General features: G+C 62.0%; 20 protein-coding genes. 10 read left to right on the forward strand and 10 right to left on the reverse strand.

Annotated elements, in window-relative coordinates; genetic code table 11:
- Window positions 1–9: 9 nt before the first annotated feature.
- Both CHU95_RS14330 and CHU95_RS14335 read left to right on the forward strand, forming a co-directional pair.
- Window positions 10–954, forward strand: a complete 945-nt coding sequence (locus CHU95_RS14330) for an ABC transporter permease subunit (protein ID WP_094457004.1) — start codon at window positions 10–12, stop codon at window positions 952–954.
- Complete coding sequence (locus CHU95_RS14335) at window positions 954–1,787, forward strand: ABC transporter permease subunit (protein ID WP_094457005.1); 834 nt, start codon at window positions 954–956, stop codon at window positions 1,785–1,787. Before CHU95_RS14330 ends, CHU95_RS14335 begins: the two co-directional genes overlap by 1 nt.
- Before the next feature lie 99 nt (window positions 1,788–1,886).
- Here the strand turns inward: CHU95_RS14335 and CHU95_RS14340 are convergent, their stop codons facing one another.
- Entirely contained in the window at window positions 1,887–4,316 is a 2,430-nt protein-coding gene (locus tag CHU95_RS14340) for a TonB-dependent receptor (RefSeq protein WP_094457006.1), read from the reverse strand.
- 216 nt (window positions 4,317–4,532) lie between these two features.
- Window positions 4,533–5,750 carry an NO-inducible flavohemoprotein gene (hmpA, locus tag CHU95_RS14345; RefSeq protein ID WP_094457007.1) on the reverse strand — a complete coding sequence of 406 codons (1,218 nt, stop codon included), beginning with the start codon at window positions 5,748–5,750 and terminating at the stop codon, window positions 4,533–4,535.
- A 196-nt stretch (window positions 5,751–5,946) separates the two neighbouring features.
- On the opposite strand from hmpA, the gene CHU95_RS14350 reads away from it, so the two are divergent.
- A complete protein-coding gene (locus tag CHU95_RS14350) occupies window positions 5,947–6,402 on the forward strand; it encodes an RrF2 family transcriptional regulator (RefSeq protein WP_094457008.1) in 456 nt (151 codons plus the stop codon).
- A 61-nt stretch (window positions 6,403–6,463) separates the two neighbouring features.
- Here the strand turns inward: CHU95_RS14350 and CHU95_RS14355 are convergent, their stop codons facing one another.
- Together CHU95_RS14355 and CHU95_RS14360 are read right to left on the reverse strand one after the other, a co-directional pair.
- Complete coding sequence (locus CHU95_RS14355; RefSeq protein ID WP_094457009.1) at window positions 6,464–7,681, reverse strand: NADP-dependent isocitrate dehydrogenase; 1,218 nt, start codon at window positions 7,679–7,681, stop codon at window positions 6,464–6,466.
- 160 nt (window positions 7,682–7,841) lie between these two features.
- The gene (locus CHU95_RS14360; protein ID WP_094457010.1) at window positions 7,842–8,441 is read right to left on the reverse strand and encodes an LOG family protein; all 600 of its coding nucleotides are present in this window, start codon (window positions 8,439–8,441) and stop codon (window positions 7,842–7,844) included.
- A 254-nt stretch (window positions 8,442–8,695) separates the two neighbouring features.
- Here CHU95_RS14360 and CHU95_RS14365 point away from each other — a divergent pair, with 254 nt between their 5' ends.
- The 3 genes from CHU95_RS14365 (at window position 8,696) to CHU95_RS14375 (ending at window position 10,904) form a co-directional block, all read left to right on the forward strand.
- A complete protein-coding gene (locus tag CHU95_RS14365) occupies window positions 8,696–9,157 on the forward strand; it encodes a c-type cytochrome (protein ID WP_245838319.1) in 462 nt (153 codons plus the stop codon).
- A gap of 63 nt (window positions 9,158–9,220) precedes the next feature.
- Complete coding sequence (locus tag CHU95_RS14370) at window positions 9,221–9,874, forward strand: cytochrome b/b6 domain-containing protein (protein ID WP_094457012.1); 654 nt, start codon at window positions 9,221–9,223, stop codon at window positions 9,872–9,874.
- 61 nt (window positions 9,875–9,935) lie between these two features.
- A complete protein-coding gene (locus CHU95_RS14375) occupies window positions 9,936–10,904 on the forward strand; it encodes a LysM peptidoglycan-binding domain-containing protein (protein WP_094457013.1) in 969 nt (322 codons plus the stop codon).
- Between the two features lie 31 nt (window positions 10,905–10,935).
- Here the strand turns inward: CHU95_RS14375 and CHU95_RS14380 are convergent, their stop codons facing one another.
- From CHU95_RS14380 to CHU95_RS14390, 3 genes are all read right to left on the reverse strand, one after another.
- Window positions 10,936–11,712 (reverse strand): SDR family NAD(P)-dependent oxidoreductase, encoded by a 777-nt coding sequence (locus CHU95_RS14380; protein ID WP_094457014.1) that lies wholly within the window; start codon window positions 11,710–11,712, stop codon window positions 10,936–10,938.
- Between the two features lie 27 nt (window positions 11,713–11,739).
- The gene (gene mazG, locus CHU95_RS14385) at window positions 11,740–12,546 is read right to left on the reverse strand and encodes a nucleoside triphosphate pyrophosphohydrolase (RefSeq protein ID WP_094457259.1); all 807 of its coding nucleotides are present in this window, start codon (window positions 12,544–12,546) and stop codon (window positions 11,740–11,742) included.
- Window positions 12,547–12,654: 108 nt separating this feature from the next.
- Entirely contained in the window at window positions 12,655–13,068 is a 414-nt protein-coding gene (locus tag CHU95_RS14390) for a GNAT family N-acetyltransferase (RefSeq protein WP_207762503.1), read from the reverse strand.
- Between the two features lie 102 nt (window positions 13,069–13,170).
- Here CHU95_RS14390 and CHU95_RS14395 point away from each other — a divergent pair, with 102 nt between their 5' ends.
- Window positions 13,171–15,672: a ligase-associated DNA damage response DEXH box helicase gene (locus tag CHU95_RS14395; RefSeq protein ID WP_207762504.1), complete on the forward strand. Its 2,502-nt coding sequence runs from the start codon at window positions 13,171–13,173 to the stop codon at window positions 15,670–15,672.
- A 132-nt stretch (window positions 15,673–15,804) separates the two neighbouring features.
- On the opposite strand, the gene ald is transcribed toward CHU95_RS14395, so the two are convergent.
- Window positions 15,805–16,914: an alanine dehydrogenase gene (gene ald / locus CHU95_RS14400; RefSeq protein WP_094457015.1), complete on the reverse strand. Its 1,110-nt coding sequence runs from the start codon at window positions 16,912–16,914 to the stop codon at window positions 15,805–15,807.
- Window positions 16,915–17,043: 129 nt separating this feature from the next.
- Between ald and CHU95_RS14405 the strand changes: the two genes are divergently transcribed.
- Together CHU95_RS14405 and CHU95_RS14410 are read left to right on the forward strand one after the other, a co-directional pair.
- Window positions 17,044–17,514 carry an Lrp/AsnC family transcriptional regulator gene (locus tag CHU95_RS14405; RefSeq protein ID WP_094457016.1) on the forward strand — a complete coding sequence of 157 codons (471 nt, stop codon included), beginning with the start codon at window positions 17,044–17,046 and terminating at the stop codon, window positions 17,512–17,514.
- Between the two features lie 11 nt (window positions 17,515–17,525).
- A complete protein-coding gene (locus tag CHU95_RS14410) occupies window positions 17,526–17,924 on the forward strand; it encodes an NUDIX domain-containing protein (protein WP_094457017.1) in 399 nt (132 codons plus the stop codon).
- Here CHU95_RS14410 and plsY read toward each other — a convergent pair.
- On the reverse strand, window positions 17,921–18,541 hold the full coding sequence (plsY, locus tag CHU95_RS14415; protein WP_094457262.1) for a glycerol-3-phosphate 1-O-acyltransferase PlsY: 621 nt from the start codon (window positions 18,539–18,541) through the stop codon (window positions 17,921–17,923). The two genes, CHU95_RS14410 and plsY, sit on opposite strands and share 4 nt — an antisense overlap.
- Before the next feature lie 43 nt (window positions 18,542–18,584).
- The gene (gene pyrC, locus CHU95_RS14420; protein WP_094457018.1) at window positions 18,585–19,874 is read right to left on the reverse strand and encodes a dihydroorotase; all 1,290 of its coding nucleotides are present in this window, start codon (window positions 19,872–19,874) and stop codon (window positions 18,585–18,587) included.
- A 108-nt stretch (window positions 19,875–19,982) separates the two neighbouring features.
- Between pyrC and CHU95_RS14425 the strand changes: the two genes are divergently transcribed.
- Window positions 19,983–22,616: a M10 family metallopeptidase C-terminal domain-containing protein gene (locus CHU95_RS14425; RefSeq protein ID WP_094457019.1), complete on the forward strand. Its 2,634-nt coding sequence runs from the start codon at window positions 19,983–19,985 to the stop codon at window positions 22,614–22,616.
- The last annotated feature ends 33 nt before the right edge of the window (window positions 22,617–22,649 follow it).

Genomic DNA, 22,649 nt, shown 5'->3' on the forward strand with positions numbered 1-22,649 from the left:
GGCTGAGACATGGCCGAAACAATTCAAAGCGAAATGCGCCATACAGGGTTTCTGGGCCTGTTGCAGCGGGTCGGACTGTCGGGCCGGGCGCTGGTCATGGCCGTGCCCTACGCCTGGCTGCTGCTGTTCTTTCTGATCCCGTTCCTGATCGTCCTGAAGATCGCGCTGGCCGAAAGCCAGATGGCGATCCCGCCCTTCACGTCACTGATTGAGAATGTGGAGGAGCTGAAATACCAGATCACGGTCACCTTCTATAACTTCCATTACATGGTGACCGACGATCTCTATATCGTTGCCTATCTGAACAGCCTGAAGATCGCCTTCATCTCCACCATCTGCTGCCTGCTGCTGGGCTATCCGGTTGCCTACGCCATTGCTAAGGCGGACCCGAAATGGCGGGCCCCTTTGCTGATGCTGATCATCCTGCCGTTCTGGACCAGTTTCCTGATCCGCGTCTATGCCTGGATCGGCATCCTGTCCAATAATGGCGTGCTCAATAACGTGTTGTTATGGCTGGGGATTATTGATCAGCCTTTACAGATACTGTACACGCCGGTGGCGACCTATATCGGCATCACCTATTCCTATCTGCCCTTCATGATCCTGCCGCTCTATTCGACGCTGGAGAAGCTGGACAATACCCTGCTGGAAGCAGCCGCGGATTTGGGCTGCCCACCCTGGAAGGCGTTCTTGAAGATCACGCTGCCCCTGTCCGTGCCGGGCATGATCGCCGGCTCACTGCTGGTCTTTATCCCGGCCACTGGTGAGTTCGTCATCCCCGAACTGCTTGGGGGGCCGGATACGTTGATGATCGGGCGTACCTTGTGGACAGAATTCTTCAATAACCGTGATTGGCCGTTGGCATCCGCCGTGGCCGTTGCCTTGCTGTTGTTCCTGGTCGTGCCGATCATGATCTTCCAGAACGTGCAGGGTAAGCAGGGAGGGCACCCGTAATGCCGAAATCCTGGTTCCTGCGTTTTGGCCTGATGATCGGCCTGCTGTTCTTGTACATCCCGATCATCCTGCTGATCGTGCTGTCCTTCAACGACAACCGCTCGGTCTCTGTCTGGTCGGAGTTCTCCTTCCGCTGGTATGGCGAACTGATGCGTGATGAACAGCTTCTGTCGGCGGCTTGGCTGTCAGTGCGTGTGGCGTTCATTTCCGCCAGCTTTGCCGTCGTTCTGGGCACGCTGGCCGGCATGATGCTGGCGCGCTTCGGGGCGTTCAAAGGTCGGGCCCTGTTTTCCGGCATGGTGTCGGCGCCGTTGGTGATGCCGGAAGTGATCATGGGCCTGTCGCTGCTGCTGCTGTTTGTCAGCATGGAACAAATGCTGGGCTGGCCCGAAGGGCGCGGCATGCTGACCATTATCCTGGCCCATATCACCTTCACCATGTCGTTTGTGACCGTGGTGGTGCAATCGCGGCTGGTCTCCATGGATGCCAGCCTGGAAGAGGCGGCGATGGATCTGGGCGCACGGCCGGCCAAGGTGTTTTTTGTCATCACCTTGCCGCTGATTGCCCCTGCCATTGTCTCAGGCTGGCTGTTGGCCTTCACGCTTTCGCTGGATGATCTGGTGATCACCAGCTTCGTCTCGGGGCCCGGCTCAACCACGCTGCCGCAGATCGTGTTCTCTTCTGTCCGCCTTGGCCTGTCGCCCAAGATCAACGCGCTGGCTACCATTGTGGTCGCTATCGTGGCCATCGGCATTATCTGCGCCGGCATCTATAATGCGCGGCAGGAAAAGGCCCGGCAGCGCGACGAACAGATGGCGCAGCAGGGCGGGTAATGCACTGGTCCTGATTGGGCTTTGTTTGGAAGACCAGGCAAAAAACAACCCCGGCGGAACTGCTTCCGCCGGGGTTTTGCTTGTCCTGCGGCAACCGGGTCAGAACGTCGTGCTGACCTGGGCACCAAAGGTACGCGGCTTGGCAACCTGATAGGCCACGCGGGCGCGGAAGCCGCGTTCGCGGTCCAGCGACAGCTTGGCATTTTCGTCGAACAGGTTGTTCACATAGCCAGCAATTTCCCACTCATCCTTCTTCACGCCCATGCGCAGATTGACGCTGCTATAGGAGGGCAGCTTGGGGTTGAAGGTGAAGGTGGTGGACGGCTGGCCGCCAATGGGAATGCGGGTGACGGTACCCACGGCGGACGGGTCCTGATCCACCGCCTGGGTAAAGCGCGACCCGATATGCTGGAACGTTGCCGTGGCAAAGCCCAGCAGGTCGGCACCAATCTCGTCTTCCCACTTGGTCTGCGCGCTGAACTGATAGCGCGGGACGGTGGGCAGGCGGTTGCCCTTCTTGATGCCCCCCACCACGGTAGCGGCACCCGTGGCCCCGCGTGAGGTCACGGTTTCGGTAAATTCGCTGTCATTGAATGACCCGGACAGGGACAGGTTCAAGGCATCGGTGAGCTGATAGCTGAACTCCGCTTCCGTCCCGCGCGTGCGGGCATCGGCGTTAAAGATGATGCGTGAGGAACAGGTACCGGCATCCAGCGTAACCTGAAGGTTGGAAATGTCGGTGTAGTAGCCGGCGATGTTCAGCGCACCGCGGCCGCCAGCAAAGCTGACCTTCGCCCCCATTTCATAGTTCCACACACTTTCATTGCCGAAACTGTCACGTCCGCCAAAGGTGGTACGGTCGGTGGCGGAGCAAAGCGGCAGGTTCAGCGGGTCGTTGATGCCGCCCAGGCGGAAACCCTTCGATACCTGTGCATTGATGGTCACATCCTCAGTGGCGTCATAAGAGAGAATGGCGCGGGGGGAGAAGCCGTCGCTGCTGGTCTTGCCTTCCACGCCCTGGGCACGGTCGGCAAAGATGCCATCGAAGTTCAGGGTCCGGTTTTCCTTGAAGTCGAAATAGCGCAGGCCCAGCGTGGCGGATAGCTGCTCTGTCAGGTCATAGGACCCTTCACCGAACAGGGCCACCTGCTTGAAATCATACGGGATGCGCGACCAGTACAGTTCGTCCAGCCCGTTCTGCGCCCGCGCGCCATTGGTGTCGATGCCGGTGATCGCCTCAAACCCGTCAACATTGAGGGTCTGGCCATATTTGCGCTCGATCTTGGAATAGAACGCCCCGGCCACCCACTGGAACGGGCCATCACCGTTGGAGGCCAGACGACCCTCTTGGGTGAAGACCTTCACATCCGTCGCATCGGACAGCGGCGAGTCCAGCGTGTAGACCTGCCGGGAAAGGCCGGTGGGCGAGAGCACACCCGGCTGGCCCGTGATGGAACCCGTCAGTTGCGAGGCATCGCGGTAGACCAGCAGATCACGGTCGGTGATCGACGTGACCGACGTGGCCGTCACCGCACCCAGGTCCGCCTCGATGGTCAGGTCGGCCAGCATGAACTGGTCTTTGAACTGCTCTTCCAGTTGCGTGAACTGCTGGCGTTCCTTGAACTGGAACAGGCGGCTGCCCGTCGTCACCAGCTCATTGGCCAGGATATTGAACTGGTCCTCACGGTTGAACCCGTCCGCCTCGATCTCCTGATAAACGACACGCGGCGTGACAGTGACATTCTCCGTCGGTTGCCAGCCCAGCGCCATGCGGAAGCCCGTACGGAACCCGTCATTTACGTCCTTCTTGATGCTGCCATTGGGCTGGACCGCATCAATGAAGCCGGCATAGCGGGTCCCATAGCCGACGGCGCGCAGGGTCAGGGTATCGCTGACCGGCACATTGATCATGGCCTTGGCGCTGTACCCGGTGCCACCGCCATCAATCTGTTCGACCGACAACTCGGTGGTGCCTTCCTGGGTGCCCTGGGCCGGCTTGTTGGTGATGTAGCGGATGGTGCCGGACAGCGAGCCGGAGCCATAGAGGGTGCCCTGCGGCCCGCGCAGCACCTCGACCCGGCTCAGGTCATACAGATCCAGATCGGGCGTGAACAGCGACAGCGAGATCACTGATTCGTCCAGATAGACACCGACCTGTTCCTTCACCCCTGGCTGGTCACGCACAATCTGGCCCGCGGAAATGCCACGGATGGCCACTTGGCTCTGTCCCGGACCCAGATTCTGGATCGACAGACCGACAATGTTGCGTGACACATCCTCGATATTGGTTGCACCGGCATCCTTCATCGAATCCGCGCTCATCGCGTTGATGGAGAAGGGAACATCCTTGAGGGTTTCGTCGCGCTTACGGGCAGAGACGATGATCTCTTCCAGCATTGCGCCCGACGACGGAGCCGGGGCCTGCTGGCCCTGGGCGGGCATGGCAATGGCGGCGGCGCTGCAAAGCAGAATGGACAGGGCAAGCGGGTGACGACCAGGCCGAATGCGCCCGCTGGTATGGCTGAACATGCTGTAACTCCTCCCACGCGTTCTTCTTGTCGGGGTGCACCTTTGGCGGTGCACACTCTGTGTATTATGACGCTGTCATAACCCGTTAACATCGGCAATATGCTGCAAATGCAGACAAGTGAATAAAAAACGCCCACAGCGCCTGCTGACGCCGTGGGCGAAGGAAAACTGCGGTGTTGGTGTTTTCCGCGCGTGCGACTCTGCGACGGAATCACCTCAGTCAAGCAATTCTTCTTCATGGGACCCGAAGAACTCATATCGAATCCGATCGGCACCCACACCTGCTTCCCGTAAGCCCTTGATGCTGCTGCTCATGAAGCCTTTTGGGCCACAGACCATGAAATGGGCACCGACAGAATGGGGAAGGGCGGCGATGGCGGCCGGGTCGATGCGGCCCTCTGCGTCATGATGCTGGCCGCGTTGGTCGTCCCGCCCCACCTGCTCATAAAGGATGCTGACCGACAGATTATCATGGTCGGCGGCCAGGGCGCGCAGTCGCGGGCCAAAGGCATGGTGGGCCCGGTTGCGGACCGCATGGAACAAATGCAGCGGTCGCGTGGTTCCTTCGGCCAGGGCAGTTTCGGCCATCGACAGCAGCGGCGTGATACCGACCCCGGCGGCCAGAAGGAACAACGGGCTATCGCCGTCTGGCGCCGTGAAACTGCCTGCGGGTGGGGCAACATCAACAACGTCGCCCACGGACAGGTGGCGGTGCAGGAAACTGGACGCCAGCCCTTCAGGCAAGCCGCTCTCCGGCGGCCCCTCATGCTTGACAGAAATCCGGTAGGAACGGCCATTGGGCGCGTTGGACAGGCTGTAATGGCGCCGCAGCGGTCCATAGCCCGGTATCGTCAGGTTCAGCGTCAGATACTGGCCGGGCCGGAAGGACAGGATGGTGCCACCATCGGCTGGTTCCAGGTACAGGCTGCGGATGACGCTGCTTTCCGCCACCGCATTCACCACCTTGAACGGGCGCCAGCCATACCAGCCACCGGGTGCTGTGGCGTTGTTTTTATACTTGGCCTGTTCCACGCCGATAAAAATGTCGCGCAGCAGCGTCCAGGCTTCCGTCCAGGCCTGCAGAATGACCGGTGTCGCGGCATTGCCCAGCACCTCGGCGACAGAACCCAGCAGATTGGCGCCGACGATATCATAATGGTAGGGCTGCACATGCAGGCTGACATGCCGTTCCGCAATACGCTCAACTGCCGGGCCCAAGGCCGCCAGATTGTCGATGTGATCGGCATAGGCCGCGACGGCACTGGCGAGCGCCTTGGCCTGGGTGCCGTTACGCTGATGCGTGGGGTCGAAAATGGCCCGGATGGCCGGATCACGCAGCAGGTTCTCATACATGTGCCGGGTGATCGTCTCTCCATGCTGATGCATGACCGGGGCGGTGGATTTCACAATGGCGATGGTCTCGGGGGACAACATGCGGGGTCTCTAGTGTCTGGTGATTGGGCATCAAAAGATGCATTTCTCACGAACCTTATGAAGCGCGCGCCTTAAAAGCAACATATTAAATGTATCTTTTGTTTCAGGGAAGGCTGTGCCAGCCCTGGGCCTGTCCGGGCTTGTCCTGTTCCTTCGGGGATGGCATGCAGGGATCAGGGGCAATGGGAAAGAAACGATGCGGCTGACCCGCTACACCGATTACGGATTGCGTGTGCTGCTTTATCTGGGGATGAAGCGCGAAGGCCTATCCACAATCCCGGAGATTGCCGCCCGCTATGGGATCTCAGAAAACCATCTGACCAAGATTGTCCATGAACTGGGGCAGTTGGGCCATGTACGCACCGTACGCGGCCGCAATGGTGGTCTGGCTTTGGGCCGTCCGGCTGCGGAGATCAATCTCGGCGCTCTGGTGCGGCAATTGGAAAATGATCTGTCGCTGGTGGAATGTTTCGAAGTAGGGAACAATTGCCCCATCACCGGCGACTGCCGACTGCAAAAGGTGCTGGGCAAGGCGCTGGCCGCCTTTCTGGGGGTCCTGGACGAGGTGACCCTGGCCGATCTGCTGGCGCAACCGGCAGGCATGATGCGGATGCTGGGATTGGGGGAAGCTCCCACGACACCCGTCGCATAAAAAACCCCGGCCGCGTTGCCACGGCCGGGGCTTCATCACGCTAACCTGTATTCGCCAGCGCTTACTTCGCGCGGGCGGCCTGCAGGTTCTCGTCCAGCTTGGCCAGGAAGTCCTGGGTGGTCAGCCACTTCTGGTCCGGGCCGATCAGGGTGGCCAGATCCTTGGTCATGTAGCCGTCTTCAACGGTCTCCACGCAGACGCGTTCCAGGGTCTTTGCGAAGTCGACAACGTCCGGGGTGTTGTCGAACTTGCCGCGATAGGTCAGGCCCTGGGTCCAGGCGAAGATGCTGGCGATCGGGTTGGTGGAGGTGGGCTTGCCCTTCTGGTGGTCACGATAGTGACGGGTCACGGTGCCGTGGGCGGCTTCCGCTTCCACCGTCTTGCCATCGGGGGTCATCAGAACGGAGGTCATCAGGCCCAGCGAGCCGAAGCCCTGTGCCACCAGATCCGACTGCACGTCGCCGTCATAGTTCTTGGCGGCCCACAGGAAGTTGCCCGACCATTTCAGGGCGGAGGCCACCATATCGTCGATCAGGCGATGTTCGTAGGTGATGCCAGCTTCCTTGAACTTGTCGGCAAATTCGGCCTCGAACACTTCCTGGAACAGGTCCTTGAAGCGGCCATCATAGGCCTTCAGGATCGTGTTCTTGGTGGACAGATACACGGGGTAACCGCGCAGCAGGCCATAATTCATGCAGGCGCGCGCAAAGCCGCGGATCGATTCGTCCACGTTGTACATGCCCATGGCAACGCCCGGCCCGTCGAAATCGAACACGGTGTGGCGGATGTTGCTGGTACCGTCGGCGCTGGTGAAGGTGATGGACAGGCGGCCTGCACCGGGGATGATGAAGTCCGTGGCCTTGTACTGGTCACCGAAGGCATGACGGCCGATCACGATGGGCTGGGTCCAGCCCGGCACCAGGCGCGGCACGTTCTTGCAGATGATCGGCTCACGGAACACGGTGCCGCCCAGGATGTTGCGGATCGTGCCGTTGGGCGACTTCCACATCTGCTTCAGGTTGAATTCCTTCACCCGGGCTTCGTCGGGGGTGATGGTGGCGCACTTCACGCCCACGCCATAATGCTTGATGGCCTCGGCGCTTTCGATCGTGACCTTGTCATCCGTGGCGTCGCGGTGTTCGACACCCAGGTCATAGTATTTCAGGTCCACGTCCAGATACGGAAGGATCAGGCGGTCCTTGATGAACTGCCAGATCACGCGGGTCATTTCGTCGCCGTCGAGTTCCACGATCGGATTGACGACTTTGATCTTCGACATGGGGGCGCTCTCCCAGGGGTGAAAGGTACCGGCGGCGATCCAGCGTCCGGCCCGGCGGTGTCAATAAAGCCCATTCGCGACAGGGTCGCAACCGGGCCTGCTCGGGTAATTTTCGTTCCGAATGCGGGGCTGGCCTGCGACAAAGGCAAAGCCCGTACCCTTACATCCGATCAGTTTGAACCTTATGCGCCGCCTGCTCCAGGCGGGCAAGCAGATCGACGCCTTCTTCCACACTGTCCACCACGTGGTACAGCCGGTCTTCTGCACCGGGCAGGTTGGGCTTGCGCATGAACCCGGTCTCGGTCATGTGCTCCATCAGGGCCACCAGCGGGTTCCAGAACCCGTCAACATTGACAATGATCACCGGCTTGCCGTGCAGGCGCAGTTGCCGCCAGGTAATGATCTCGAACATTTCATCCAGGGTGCCGATGCCGCCGGGCAGAATGAAGAAGGCATCCGACCGTTCCACCATCATCTGCTTGCGGATATGCATGCTCTCGACAACGATCAGCTCGGTCAGCCCGGTGTGGTCCACCTCATACCGCTTGATGTGGTCGGGAATGATGCCAACAACACTGGTCCCGCCTTGCAGGCCAGCATCGGCCACGAGGCCCATCAGGCCAACGCGGCCACCGCCATAGACGATGCCATAGCCGTTAGCCGCCAACAGTTCACCGGTACGCCGCGCCGCCTCTTTGAAGCTGTCGGCAACGAAGTCGGAAGAACCGCAATAAACACAGACCGATTGAATCGACGACATGAGTGGACACTTTCCTGAACTGACCGGGCGGCACCCCTTTGGTGCTGCTTGCAAACCGACCTCAACAACGGGCACTCTTCGCCCTGTGCGAAAGGGTGCGCTGTTGATCCCTTCGGCCCTACACCATCTGTTGACCGGACACAAGCGCACCCCATCTCCCAGTGATGGCGTCTTCAATGGGACGGCGTCCATGTGTCACCCCCGGCCCGGGCCGTCACTGGCGCCCCCGGCGATCTGATGGAGGATTACGAGTGATGAAGCATCGTTTCGGCGCGATTGCCGCCGGTATCATCGCCGCGACCAGCCTGACCGGCTTTATTGTCAGCGCCCAGGCCCAGGACCCCACGGCCGTGATTGAGGCCCGCAAGGCCGAGTTGAAGAAGGCTGGCGGCGGCATGAAAGCCATCTCCGGTTTCGTGAAGGATGGCAATGGCACGGTTGCCGATGTGCAGGCCGCCGCCGCCACCATTGAGGCTGTGTCCAAGGCCTTCCCCGATTGGTGGCCGGCCGGTACTGCCATTGGGGTGGGCAAAAGTGAGGCAAAGCCGGAAATCTGGACCAACATGGCCGATTTCAAGGCGAAGACCACTGCCTTCCAGACGGAAGCAGCGGCCCTTGTAACGGTGGCGGCCGGCGGCGATAAGGCCGCGATCGGTGCCCAGTTGGGCAAGGTCGGCGGTACCTGCAAGGCCTGCCACGACGCCTATAAGTCCTAATTGACGGGCGCCCCCCAATGGTTTGTTGGGGGGCGTTGGTTCATTCCGGCGTGGGAAACATCCATGCGCAAGATTCTGGTCTGGGACCTGCCGACGCGCCTGTTCCACTGGCTGCTGGTGATATGCATTGGCGGTTCCTGGATTTCCGCGGAGTTCAACGCGTTTGATTGGCATCTGCGTTTTGGATACGCCACGCTGGGGCTGGTCTTGTTCCGCATCCTCTGGGGGCTGGTGGGCAGTGAGACAGCCCGCTTCACCAGTTTTGTGCGTGGACCCAAGGCCATCTGGCACCATATTGCAGAGCTGCGCCAACCTGGCCGCCTCTCGCCCCATGTCGGCCATAATGCGCTGGGGGCGCTGGCGGTGCTGGGACTGTTGAGCGTGGTTGGTGTCCAGGCTGTCAGCGGCTTGTTCACCAGTGACGGTATCCTGACCGATGGGCCGCTGGTGGACCGGGTCAGCGGCGCGACGGCGTCCCTGATGCGCACCATTCACATGAACAATTTTGATATTCTGTTGGCGCTGGCCGGTCTGCATATCGCAGCCATTCTGGCCTATGCCCTGTTCAAACGTCTGGATCTGGTGCGGCCAATGGTGACAGGGCGGGCGCCCCTGCCGGGGAACATTCCGGCCCCTCGGATCGTTTCCCTTGTCCGTGCCCTGCTTGTCACGGCACTATCGGGTGCCGCTATCTGGGCGCTGGTCAGCTACGGCTGAACCTTGTTGGCCCATCCTGTCCTGTCCCGTTCCGTTGAGGGCGAGAAAGGTTATTGTTTCCGTGAACCGCAAAATCCTGATCCCCATTGCCGTTCTGGCCGTTGCTGCCGTTGGTGTGGTCGCCTGGCAGTTGCAGGGCCCTGGCAGCGGGGGGGGCGCACGTTCATCATTGCAGGCCCCCGCCGCGAAAAAGACCAGCCTCCCGGCCTTCGATGTGGTGCGGGTGGAGCCGTCGGGCACAGCGGTGATTGCCGGTCGTGCAGTGCCGGGAACCACGGTGAATATCCTGGATGGGGACAAGCTGCTGGGCACCACGTCGGCCGATGCGCGCGGTGACTGGACCTTCCTCCCGTCTGACCCCCTGGCGCCCGGCGCCCGTGAATTGCGGCTGGAACAGGTGGCCAGCGACGGCACCGTGACCAAGGGCGACTCCACGGTCGTGCTGGCGGTGCCGGAACCTGACCGCGATCTGGCCGGCCGCCGCGGAGAGGGGGATTCCCTGGCTGTGCTGACGGGCCGGGATGGCAGCCGGGTGCTGCAAGCCCCGCGTTCTCTGTCGCAGGGCGGGGCGCCACGGCCAGCCGGGGAAATCACTATCGACACCGTGGACTATGATCGCGGCGGCAAGGTCAGTGTCGGCGGCCAGGCAAAGCCCGGCACAGAGGTGATGTTGTACCTCCAGAATAATCTGACCGGCCGCACCAAGGTGGGTGACGATGGCCGCTGGTCCATAACGCCGGATCGCATCTTTGACGATGGACAGTACAGCCTGCGCGTGGATCAGGTTGGCCCCGACAGTAAGGTGGCCAGCCGGGCCGAGGTCAATTTCAGCAAAGTGCCGATCCCCGATCAGGCGCTGGCTGGCCGCGCGGTGGTGGTGGTGCCGGGCAACAATCTGTGGGCCATTGCCCGCCGTTCCTATGGCGAGGGCATTCGCTACACCGTGATTTTTGAGGCCAATCAGGCCCAGATCCGCGATCCGGACCTGATCTATCCGGGCCAGATTTTCCTGGTGCCGGACGAGCAGTAAACAGGGGGGGCAGGTGGCCCCCCATTCCGCGTCACCCCTTTGGGGTGCGATAGACACCCAGGGCTCCCGGCCCCTGGGTGGTCGGCATGATCTCCACCCGGTTCACATTAAAATGCGGCGGCACAGTCGCAGCCCAGGTGACCGTCTCCGCGACATCCTCGGCGGTAAGGGGAACCGTGTCAGCATAAACCTTGGCGGCCTTCTCGGCATCGCCCTTGAAACGCACCAGGCTGAAATCGGTCTGTACCATGCCCGGCTCCACACAGGTGACGCGCACGCCGGTACCGATCAGGTCAGCGCGCAAAGACAGGCTGAACTGCGTCACAAAGGCCTTGGACGCGCAATAGACATGCCCGCCCGGATAGGGGTAGGACCCAGCCGTAGAGCTGATATTGATGATATGGCCGCGTCCGCGTTCCACCATGCCCGGCAGGATAAGGCCGGTGATGATGGCCAGCGCCTTGTCATTGGTGTCGATCATCACCTCCCAATCATCCAGATTGGATTTGTGGGCGGGATCGGCACCCAATGCCAGCCCGGCATTATTAACCAGAAGGTCGATCTCAGCGAACTCGGACGGCAGGGCGGACAGTTCCGCCTCCACCGCCTTGCGGTCGCGGACATCAAATTTCATCAGATGCACGGGCGTTTTGATCTCGGCCAGCAGCGGCTCAAACTTGCCCAGGTCGCGGCCCGTCAGGATCAGTCTTGATCCCAGCGCGGCAAAGCGGCGGGCAAACGCCGCCCCGAAGGCGCCCGTGGCACCGGTGATCATCACGACCTTGGGGGTGTAGGGAACAGTGGTCATCGCTCAATCTCTCCCGTCACTGAACACTTACGCGCGTTCGCCGCGCTTGGCCTCAACCCACAGGGCTTCCATCTCATCCAGGGTGGATGTCTCAGGCTTCTTGCGCTGGGCATGCAGCGCCTGTTCGACATGGCGGAAACGCCGGTCGAATTTGTGGTTGGTGCCGCGCAAGGCCGTTTCCGGGTCGATATCCATGCGCCGCGCCAGATTGACCAGCGCAAACAACAGGTCGCCCAACTCATCCTGCACGCGGGTCTTTTCCACTGTGGCGGCCTTGATCTCGGCCCGCAGTTCGCCGATCTCCTCCTCGATCTTGTCCAGGATCTCATCGGCGCGGGTCCAGTCAAAGCCGACGCGCGCGGCCCGCTTTTGCAGTTTCACGGCACGGGTCAGGGCCGGCAGGCCGGGCGTGATCCCATCCAGGGCGGATGGGGGCACGCCGCTGGCTGCCGCTTTCTCCGCCCGTTCTTTTGCCTTGAGTTCTTCCCAGTGCTTGACCTGGTCATCGGCCGTATGAACCGACACTTCGCCGAACACATGGGGATGGCGGCGGATCATTTTGTCGGCAATGTGGCCCGCGATGGCATCGAAATCGAACAGGCCGCGTTCCTTGCCCATCTGGGCATAAAACACCGTCTGGAACAGCAGGTCGCCCAGCTCGTCCTTCACGGCCATCATGTCACCCGACAGGATGGCATCCGCCACCTCATAGGCTTCCTCAATGGTATGCGGCGCGATGGTGGCGAAATCCTGCTCCAGATCCCACGGACAGCCGCCCTCCGGGTCGCGCAGCTTGGCCATGATGTCCAGCAGGCGGGTGATATTGTCGGTCATCGCACCGCTTCCATGATCGGGTTGGTGTGCGACCTTATCGGACAGCATCGGCCGATACCAGGGGGCGGCATGCCCGCAATGGGTATTGGCCCCATGCACAGGCCGCGATCAAAGCGCGCGGACAAACCCCTGTTCCCCGCCCTCCGTCAGGCCGGTCGGCGCCCATCCCTGGGCGCGATAGAAGCGATCGGCGCGCGTGCCGCAGTCCGTGGACAAGTGCGCCTGTTCCCACCCCGCCTGCTTCAGGTCGTTCAGCGCATAAGACAGCAGTGCCTTGCCCACACCCCTGCCTTCGGCGGCGGGATCGGTGAACAGTGCCCAGATGCTGCCATCACGCGGATCAGCCGCCGCAAAGCCCCGGATGCCGCCTTCATCCTCAAACAGCCAGATAGGGCTGACCGCCAGAAACGCCTGATAGGCCGACGCCGGCACCCGCGACGGATCGCGCAACCGGTTCTCCTGCACGGCGGCCCGGATGCGCATCAGTTCAGGGATGTCGGCATTGGTCGCGGTGCGGATCATTATGGTTCATACGGTTGAAGGAGTGTGGTCTCGGTATAGGTCGCTGCGGGTCCCGTCGCAACGGCCCTTTCCGTTCGCGCTCCGTTCCGTCATGATGCGTCCATGCAGCCCGTGCCCGCCCTGTCCACCGATGACGACCTGCTCCCGCCTGCCATTGCCGGTTGGTTCCGCTCTCAGGGTTGGACTGCGCGGCCGCATCAGGTGGGCATGGTGGCCGCTGCGCGCGACGGGATGCATGCGTTACTGATTGCACCGACGGGGGCGGGCAAGACGCTGGCCGGTTTTCTGCCCAGCCTGATCGACCTGTCGCAGCGGCCGCGCGAAGGTCTGCACACGCTCTATATCTCACCCTTGAAGGCGCTGGCCGTCGATATCCAGCGTAACCTGGAGGCGCCCATCGCCTCTCTGCGCCTGCCCATCCGGGCCGAAACCCGCACCGGCGACACGCCGGAGGCCAAGCGGGCGCGGCAGCGGTCCAAACCACCGCATATTCTAATGACGACCGTCGAAAGTCTGGCACTGATGGTGTCTTACCCTGACGCGGCCGAGATTTTCCGCCCCCTGCGCCGCATCGTCATTGATGAGCTGCATGCGCTTGCCGGCACCAAGCGCGGGGATCAACTGGCTCTGTGTCTGGCGCGCCTGTCCAGCCTGGCCCCCTATGCCCTGCGTGCCGGCCTGTCGGCCACAGTTGCCGATCCGGACGCCCTGACCGCCTTTCTGTCGCCCACGGGCCGCCTGCATGATGATGATGGTGAAGTGGCGCCTGTGCGGGTCGTGCGTGGTCGGCCGGGTGCCCCGCCGAAGGTGGAAATTCTGGCCACAAAGGAACATCTGCCGTGGGCCGGCCATATGGCTCTGCATGCGATGGGAGAGGTGTATCAGCGTATCCGTGACCATGGCGTGACCCTGGTCTTTGTCAACACGCGTGCCCAGGCGGAACTGGCCTTTCAGGAATTGTGGCGGCTGAACACGGACAATCTGCCCATCGCCCTGCATCATGGCAGCCTGGCTGTAGAGCAGCGGCGCAAGGTGGAAGCGGCGATGGCAGCAGGCAAGTTGCGCGCCGTGGTCGCGACCTCCTCGCTCGACCTTGGTATCGACTGGGCTGACATTGATCTGGTGGTGCAGGTGGGGGCACCCAAGGGCGTGTCCCGCCTGTTGCAGCGCATCGGCCGCGCCAACCATCGCCTGGATGAGGCATCGACGGCCCTGCTGGTCCCTGGCAACCGGTTTGAGGTGCTGGAATGTGAAGCGGCGGTCGCAGCCATCAAGGCCGGCACCCTGGATGGGGACCGGCTGCGTCCCGGTGCCTTGGATGTGCTGGCCCAACATATTACCGGTGTCGCCTGTTCCGGACCGTTCAGCGCCGATGCGCTTTATGCTGAGGTGGTGCGGGCGTCGCCTTACGCGAACCTCTCGCGCGATGAATTTGATGATGTCTTTGATTTTGTCGCCACGGGCGGGTATGCGCTGGGCGCCTATGACAAGTTCAAGCGGCTGACCCAGGACCCGGAGAGCGGATTGTGGCAAGTGGGCAGCGGCATGGTGGCCCGTCAGTATCGTATGAATATCGGCACGATTGTCGAAGAGGTCATGCTGAATGTCAGGCTGAACCGGGGTCAGGTTTTAGGCCGGGTGGAGGAGTATTTCGTCAATGGTCTGGTGCCGGGCGACACTTTCATCTTTGCCGGACAGTTGCTGAAATTTGTGGGCCTGCGCGACAATGATGTGATCGCTGCCAAGGGCGGGCAGGGCACACCCAAAGTCCCCGCCTATGCCGGCGGTCGTCTGCCGCTCTCCACCCATTTGGCCGACCGGGTGCGGGCCTTGCTGTCCGATCCGCGCCAGTGGGCAACGTTTCCGGACGCGGTGCAGGAATGGCTGCAGTTACAGCAGTACAGATCGGTGATGCCGGATGCATCGGGACTGCTGATCGAAACCTTTCCCCGCAACGGAAAGGAATATCTGGTCGCCTACTGCTTTGAAGGACGCAACGCGCATCAAACCCTGGGCATGCTGCTGACCCGCCGCATGGAACGGGCCGGCCTGCACCCGCTGGGCTTTGTCGCTACTGATTATGTACTGGCCATCTGGTCGTTGAAGCCCGCCAGCAACCTGGATGCCCTGTTCGATCAGGATATGCTGGGCGATGATCTGGAAGCGTGGATGGAGGAAAGCTCCATGTTGAAGCGCCTGTTTCGTTCTGTTGCCGTCATATCCGGCCTGATCGAACGCCGCCATCCGGGGCTGGAAAAGACGGGGCGGCAGGTGATGTTCAGCGCCGATCTGATCTATGATGTGTTGCGCAAACATGAACCGGGCCATGTGTTGCTGCGCGCAACACGTGCCGATGCGGCCGCCGGCCTCACCGATGTACGCCGTGTATCCGATATGCTGAGCCGTGTGCGGGGCCGTATCCGCCACCGCCGTCTGGACCGCATCTCGCCCCTGGCCGTACCGGTCATTCTGGAAATCGGGCGTGAGCATATCCAGGGCAGCGCCATTGACGCCTTGCTGGACGAGGCCGTGAACGAACTGCTGGAAGAAGCGGTTCCGGAATTGCTGTATGGTCCACAACCGATGCAGGGCCGGTTGCTGTGAGGGGATGGTTTGCCCGCTGCACCGGATGGTGACTTGGTATCCTTTGATCCGCCTTGCCGTCAGCAGTCATGAAAAAGGCCGGGTCCCAACGCAGGACCCGGCCTTGTATCTCTCCGGCGAACCGGTCTTCCCTCAGCCCAGGAGGCTGTCGGCGCTGACCACAGGACCCAGATGGGCGATGCCGGGATAGGTCAATTGCCCCTTGGCGACATTCAGACCGTTGCGCAGATGCACATCATCCTTCAGCGCCTGCACCCAGCCCTTGTCGGCCAGGGCCAGCACGAACGGCGCCGTGGCATTGTTCAGCGCAAAGGTGGAGGTGCGGGCAACCGCCCCCGGCATGTTGGCCACGCAGTAATGGATGACGCCATCCACCACATAGGTCGGGTCGGCATGCGTCGTGGCGTGGCTGGTCTCAAAGCAGCCGCCCTGATCAATGGCGACATCGACCAGAACCGCACCCTTCTTCATGCGGCCGACCAGTTCACGGCTGACCACCTTGGGCGCTTCCGCGCCGGGTACCAGCACGGCGCCGATGACCAGATCGGCTTCCAGAACAGCCTGTTCGATGGTTTCGACATTGGCATAGACCGTGTTCAGACGGCGGCCGAACTGCTGGTCCAACTGACGCAGCCGGTCCAGCGACTTGTCCAGAACCGTGACATGGGCTTCCAGGCCCATGGCCATGCGAGCGGCATTGGTGCCGACCACACCGCCGCCAATGATGGCGACCTTGGCCGGGGGCGTGCCGGGCACGCCGCCCAGCAGGATACCGATACCGCCATAGGATTTCTCCAGGCAGTGCGCGCCGGCCTGAATGGACATACGCCCGGCCACTTCCGACATCGGCGCCAGCAGCGGCAGGCCGCCATTGCGGTCGGTCACGGTCTCGTAGGCGATGCAGATGGCGCCGCTTTCCTGAAGCAGCTTGGTCTGCTCCGGATCGGGCGCCAGATGCAGATAGGTGAACAGGACCTGGCCAGGGCGCAGCATCTTGCATTCGTTCGGCTGCGGCTCCTTCACCTTCACGATCATGTCGGCGCGGGCGAAAATCTCTTCGGCCGTGTCCACGATGCTGGCACCGGCAGCGATATAGAGATCGTCGCTTAACCCGATGGCGGTGCCGGCGTCCTTCTGAACGATCACCTGATGGCCATGGACCACCAGTTGGCGCACATTGCCGGGGATCAGGCCAACGCGATATTCGTGATTCTTGATCTCTTTCGGAACGCCGATGAGCATGATTTCTCTCCCTGTTCGGATGTGGGGAGAGAATACGCCCGAACCCAGGTGAATGTCCTTGCAAAGACCGGGTCCGGCATGGCCCTATTTCGACGTTTCGTGCATGAAACTCGGTATACGCGGTGGATAATGCGACCAGCCGACCTGGATGCCATTGATCGTAAGATTCTGATACAGGTGCAGGCCGATGGCCGCATTTCTGTCGCCGATCTCGCCGACCATGTCGGCCTGTCGCCATCCGCCTGTCATCGCCGCCTGAAAAGGCTGGAGGATGAGGGTGTGATCGAGGGCTATGTGGCGCTGGTCAGCCCGGCAGCACTCGGCCGTGGCACGTCCGTGTTTGTGCAGATCACGCTGGACCGGCAGCAGGATCAGGATTTGCGGGCGTTTGAGGCCAAGGTGATGGAATGCCCGGAGGTGATGGAATGTTATCTGATGGCCGGTGATGCCGATTTTATGCTGCGCGTGGTTGTTGCCGATGGCAGCGACTATGAGCGCCTGCATACCCAAACCCTCACCCGCCTGCCCGGTGTGGCGCGGGTGCGGTCCAGCTTCACCCTGCGCACGGTAGCCAAACGCACCACCGTGCCGATGCGCTGAGGGGACGGGCCATGAGCATCATTCGTGTCGGCTGCGGCGCCTTTATTACCGACGATCAAGACCGCCTGCTGCTGGTCAAGCGCCGCCGCAATCCGGAGGCGGACCATTGGGGCCTGCCCGGTGGCAAGGTGGATTTTCTGGAAAAGGTACCCGACACGATCCGCCGGGAAATCGCGGAGGAACTGGGCGTGGTCATCGACCTGAAAGGCCTGCTCTGTGTGGTCGATCAGATCGACCCGACCGGCCCCAGCCACTGGGTCAACCCCGTCCACCGCGCCCGCATCATCGCTGGCGAACCGCATGTGATGGAACCCGACGCGATGGCGGATTGGGGCTGGTTCAGCCTGGATGCGTTGCCGGAACCGCTGACGGTGTCCACACAGGTGGCGGTGGCGGCGGCGCTGGCTTAACCCGCCGCCGCATCCTTCTTCTTCGCCCCGATCTTCGGTTCGGTGCCGTTCAGCAGCCGGGCGATATTGTCCTTGTGGCGGATATAGACCAGGGCGGCGATGAACAGGCACAGGCCCGCCACGGCGGGACCGGCCAGGAACCAGGCCACAACCGGGCTGGCGCCCACGGCGATCAGGGCCGACAGGGACGAGATACGGAACAGGGCCGCCGCCAGCAGCCAGGTCCCGCAGGCTGCCAGTCCCACCGGCCAGGAAATGGCCAGCAGCACACCCAGCGAGGTGGCCACCCCCTTGCCGCCCTTGAATCCCAGCCAGACCGGGAAACTGTGGCCCAGCATCGACCCCGCCGCCGCCGCGATCCCGGCCTCTGTGCCCGCCAGATACAGCGCGATCAGGGTGGCGATGGCACCCTTGCCGCTATCCAGCAGCAGGGTGGCCAGCGCCAGGGGCTTGTTGCCGGTACGCAGCACATTGGTGGCGCCGATATTACCGCTGCCGATCTTGCGGATATCGCCATAGCCACCCAGCCGGGTCAGCACGAGGCCGAAGGGGATGGAGCCCAACAGATAGCCGCCAACCAGCGACAGGATCAACAGCAGGGGGGAAAGATCGGCCATGGTCATTTCTTCTTGTTTGGGCGGTGTTGGTTGGTCTCGGGCCTCAGGTGCGGCTGAACACCGTGCGCCCATCCACGATGGTACGCAAGACCATGCCCTGCACCGGGCGGCGGTCAAAGCAGGTGTTTTTGGACTTGGAGGCCAGCTTCTCGGCCTCCACCTGCCACGGCCGGTCGGCATCGAACAGCACCAGATCCGCCTTGCCCCCCACGGCCATGCGGCCCAGACCCTTCAGGCCCAGGATGTCGGCGGGGATGGAGGTCAGCGCCGCCAGTGCCCGTGCCAGGGGCAATGCCCCCTTATGCACCAGTTCCAGGGTCAGGGGCAGCAGCGTTTCCAGCCCCACCGCGCCGAAGGCCGCCTGGGCAAAGGGCACGCGCTTGCTGTCCTGGTCGTGCGGCTGGTGGTCGGACGCGATGGCATCAATGGTCCCGTCCGCCAGCCCGTCAATGATGGCACGGCGGTCCATCTCGCCCCGCAGCGGCGGTGACAGTTTGAAGAAGGTGCGGTAATCGCCGACATCGGTTTCGGTCAGTGCGAAATAGGGTGGGGCGGTATCGCAGGTGATTTTCAGGCCACGTGCCTTGGCCCGGCGGATGACGGCGACGGATTCGGCGGTGGAGATATTGGCTGCGTGATAGCGCCCGCCGGTCATTTCCACCAGCCGCAGGTCGCGTTCCAGCATGATGACTTCCGCCATGCCGGGAATACCGGCCAGCCCCAGACGGGTGGCCAAATCGCCGGCATTCATCACCCCGCCAGCCAGACGCGGCTCGCTGGGATGCTGGAAAATCGTCTGCCCGAACCCACCAGCATAGGCCAGGGCGCGGCGCAGCAGGGCCGGGTCGGCGATGGGCCCGCCATCGGTGAAACCCACGGCGCCGGCTTCCGCCAGCAAACCGATCTCGCTGATTTCCTTGCCGGCCGTTTCCCGCGTGACCGTGCCATAGGCGAAGATCTTGACCAGCTTCACCTCGCGCGCGCGCCGGGCGATGAATTCCAACCCCGCCTCGTCATCAATCACCGGGTCGGTATTGGGCAAAGCTGCCAGGGCCGTGATACCGCCAGCGGCGGCGCTGCGGCTGGCGGTCATCAGCGTTTCATTATGCTCCATCCCAGGCTCGCCAACCTGGGCGCGCAGATCGACCAGACCGGGGGCCAGGACCAGATCGGCGGCGTCAACAATCTCTGCGCCGTCGGGTACGCCCTGGGCCGCGATGCCCTGCCCCATGGCGGCGATCGCCTCGCCCACCGTCAGAAGGTCACCGACCTGATCCAGCCCGCTGGCCGGGTCGATCAGACGGGCGTTGCGGTAAAGCACGGGGCGGGTCATGGCGCGATCATCTCCCTGGCGGCATTGGCAGGCTGTTTACCAGAGGCAACGGCCCGGCGGCTTGCTGATTTCGCGGACGTTGGTTGAAAAACGGTGTGGACCACCCGAATGCGCCGCTGTTCCGTTCGCCCCGGCTTCTGGTACCATAGGGAGAACATCGTTCATTTTGATGTGGGCGCCATGTGCATTCTCTGCGGCCGAATTGAAGAAACCCATGCCATCACCACGGCGGAACTGGCCGCGAATGCCGCTGGCGTGGCTGGGGGCAAGCCGATCCTGTCGGATGCCGATTTCATCGAGCGCTTGCAAGAGGATGATGGCGGTGCCTGGGCACCGTTACAGACCATCGGTTTCAGCTTTCTGACCAGCCGCCCGGCCAGCAGCACGGGCTCCGACTATACTGGCTTCAACAGCTTTATCGACGCACAGAAGGAAACGGCGCGGTTGGCCTTGCAGCTCTGGTCCGATGTGGCCGGTCTGCGGTTTACCGAAAACGCTCCCGCATCGGCCCGCCAGGGGCAGATCACCTTTGCCAATTCCAGTTCCATTGCCGACGGTGTCTGGGGTTTTGCCTTCACCACGGGAATAACGCGCCCGGTCTGGGTCAATTTCGACAGTACCAAGGATAGCTGGGGCGGTCGCACGCCGGGCAGTTACGACTTGTCTGCCACCTTGCATGAGATCGGGCATGCCCTGGGTCTGGTCCATCCGGGGGACTACAATGCGTCCGATAATAGCGGGGCTGAGGTCACCTATGCCAACAAAGCCGACTTCATGCAGGACAGCCGGCAATACACGCTGATGTCCTATTTCTCGGCCACGGAGACCGGCGCCAACCATGCCCGCAAATATGCGGCGACACCCCTGTTGTATGATGTGCTGGCGGTTCAGGACTGGTATGGCCGCAACTATGCCACCCGCGCCGGCGATACGGTTTATGGCTTCAACAGCACCGCCGGACGCAGTGTCTTTGACTTTACCCAGAATACCCAGCCTGTGGTCACCATTTGGGATGGCGGCGGGCGCAACAGTTTGGATCTGTCCGGCTTTTCCAGCAATTCCAATGTCGACCTGCGACCTGGTTCCTTTTCCGACGTCTCGGGCCTTTCCCGTAACCTTTCCGTTGCCTTTGCCACCTATATCGCCGCTGTGACCACGGGGGCGGGCATCGACACGGTGCGGGACAATGGCCTGTCCAACCGCATCCTCACTGGTGCTGGTGATGATCTCGTAACCCTGGCCGGGGGCGGTGATGACACGGTGGACGGTGGCGACGGCACCGACAGTCTGCGCCTGTTGGGCGGCAGCGATGTCTACCGCGCCATCACCAACAGTGATGGCAGCCTGACCCTGAAGGGCCCCACAGGCAGCCTTCTGGTCAGCAATGTTGAAAATTTTGTCTTTACCGGTGGGGCCGGGCAGACACTGACCCGCGAACAGGTGGCTGCCCTTGATTTCAACGGCCTGCTTTACATTGCTTCCAACCCCGATCTGATTACCGCCTTTGGCGCGGATACGGTGGCGGCGCGCGCCCATTGGCTGGGTTTCGGACAGAGGGAAGGGCGCAGCCAGGACAGTTTTAACCCGCTCACCTATCTGGCCACGAACAAGGACCTGATTGCGGCCTTTGGCCTGGATCTGGGGGCGGCCACCCGCCACTACATTTCGTATGGCCATAAGGAAGGGCGGCTGCTGGCCGGGTTTGACGGGCTGGCCTATATTGCCAGCGACACCAGTCGCATCGACACGATTGGGGTCTCAGCGGTGGGGGGGCTGCTGGACTATATCCAGAATGGGGCGGCCAAGGGGGCGACCATCACCTTTGATGGTCTGGCCTATCTTGCCTCCTATGCTGATCTGCGGGCCGCTTTCGGCCTGGATGCTACGGCCGGCCTCAACCATTATCTGAATTACGGGGTCAAGGAATATCGGGAGGTTCGGTTCGATGCCGCCGCCTATCTGGCGTCCAATCCCGATTTGATCCGCGCTTTCGGGGCCGATCTCAAGGCCGCCTACAGCCATTATTTCAGTTTCGGCGCTGCGGAGGGGCGGGGCTGGAAAAGCTTCAATGCCTTTGATTATGCTGGGTCCAACCCGGATCTGGCCAGGGCGCTGGGCTATGATACGGCGGCTCTGACCCGCCATTACCTGACCAATGGTTTTGCCGAAGGGCGGCCAACCGATGCGTTCGACGTCACCGCCTATGCCATGGCGAACAATATCACCGGTGATGACTGGCAGGTGGCTGCTACCAAGGCTTTCCTGGCCGGGACGCGGGCGAACGGCACCCCGTTTGGCACTGATCAGACCAACCATTGGCTGACTGTCGGCACCCCCGCGACAGGCACCTTCAGCAGCATCAATGACAATGACTGGTTCACGTTTCGGGGCGATGCCTACACAAACTACAAGGTAACCCTGGAATTCCTGACCCTGTCATCCGCGACCACCCTGGCCGAACTGGGATTGCGCGGGCAGGACAATGTACTGGTCACTTACAAATATGGCCGCTACCCGTCGGTGACCATGGAGATCTTCACCCAGGAGGCGGAGGATGCGATTATCGAACTGACGCCTTTCAGCGCCACCGCCGGCGACTATCGCCTCACTGTATCCGTGGTCACCACCAATATCACCAATGGGAGCGGGGGCGCTCCGGCCGGTGCCCCGGTCGAAGCGGCCCCCTTTGAGCTGGATATCCCCGCAACCGAACCCCGTCCCGCCGATTATTGGCTGCTGTGAGCCTTGCTGACTGGGATGGCCAGCGGCAGAAGC

The organism is Niveispirillum lacus (assembly GCF_002251795.1).
Classification (GTDB): domain Bacteria; phylum Pseudomonadota; class Alphaproteobacteria; order Azospirillales; family Azospirillaceae; genus Niveispirillum; species Niveispirillum lacus.

Bases quoted from the DNA above. Each gene is read 5' to 3' on its own strand.
- plsY (WP_094457262.1), bottom strand. From the start codon at position 18,541: ATGGCCGATCTTTCCCCCCTGCTGTTGATCCTGTCGCTGGTTGGCGGC.
- CHU95_RS14365 (WP_245838319.1), top strand. From the start codon at position 8,696: ATGAAGCATCGTTTCGGCGCGATTGCCGCCGGTATCATCGCCGCGACC.
- CHU95_RS14360 (WP_094457010.1), bottom strand. From the start codon at position 8,441: ATGTCGTCGATTCAATCGGTCTGTGTTTATTGCGGTTCTTCCGACTTC.
- CHU95_RS14340 (WP_094457006.1), bottom strand. From the start codon at position 4,316: ATGTTCAGCCATACCAGCGGGCGCATTCGGCCTGGTCGTCACCCGCTT.
- CHU95_RS14395 (WP_207762504.1), top strand. From the start codon at position 13,171: ATGCAGCCCGTGCCCGCCCTGTCCACCGATGACGACCTGCTCCCGCCT.
- ald (WP_094457015.1), bottom strand. From the start codon at position 16,914: ATGCTCATCGGCGTTCCGAAAGAGATCAAGAATCACGAATATCGCGTT.
- hmpA (WP_094457007.1), bottom strand. From the start codon at position 5,750: ATGTTGTCCCCCGAGACCATCGCCATTGTGAAATCCACCGCCCCGGTC.
- mazG (WP_094457259.1), bottom strand. From the start codon at position 12,546: ATGACCGACAATATCACCCGCCTGCTGGACATCATGGCCAAGCTGCGC.
- CHU95_RS14425 (WP_094457019.1), top strand. From the start codon at position 19,983: ATGCGCCGCTGTTCCGTTCGCCCCGGCTTCTGGTACCATAGGGAGAAC.
- CHU95_RS14380 (WP_094457014.1), bottom strand. From the start codon at position 11,712: ATGACCACTGTTCCCTACACCCCCAAGGTCGTGATGATCACCGGTGCC.
- CHU95_RS14330 (WP_094457004.1), top strand. From the start codon at position 10: ATGGCCGAAACAATTCAAAGCGAAATGCGCCATACAGGGTTTCTGGGC.
- CHU95_RS14405 (WP_094457016.1), top strand. From the start codon at position 17,044: ATGCGACCAGCCGACCTGGATGCCATTGATCGTAAGATTCTGATACAG.
- CHU95_RS14370 (WP_094457012.1), top strand. From the start codon at position 9,221: ATGCGCAAGATTCTGGTCTGGGACCTGCCGACGCGCCTGTTCCACTGG.
- CHU95_RS14390 (WP_207762503.1), bottom strand. From the start codon at position 13,068: ATGATCCGCACCGCGACCAATGCCGACATCCCTGAACTGATGCGCATC.
- pyrC (WP_094457018.1), bottom strand. From the start codon at position 19,874: ATGACCCGCCCCGTGCTTTACCGCAACGCCCGTCTGATCGACCCGGCC.
- CHU95_RS14350 (WP_094457008.1), top strand. From the start codon at position 5,947: ATGCGGCTGACCCGCTACACCGATTACGGATTGCGTGTGCTGCTTTAT.
- CHU95_RS14335 (WP_094457005.1), top strand. From the start codon at position 954: ATGCCGAAATCCTGGTTCCTGCGTTTTGGCCTGATGATCGGCCTGCTG.
- CHU95_RS14410 (WP_094457017.1), top strand. From the start codon at position 17,526: ATGAGCATCATTCGTGTCGGCTGCGGCGCCTTTATTACCGACGATCAA.
- CHU95_RS14355 (WP_094457009.1), bottom strand. From the start codon at position 7,681: ATGTCGAAGATCAAAGTCGTCAATCCGATCGTGGAACTCGACGGCGAC.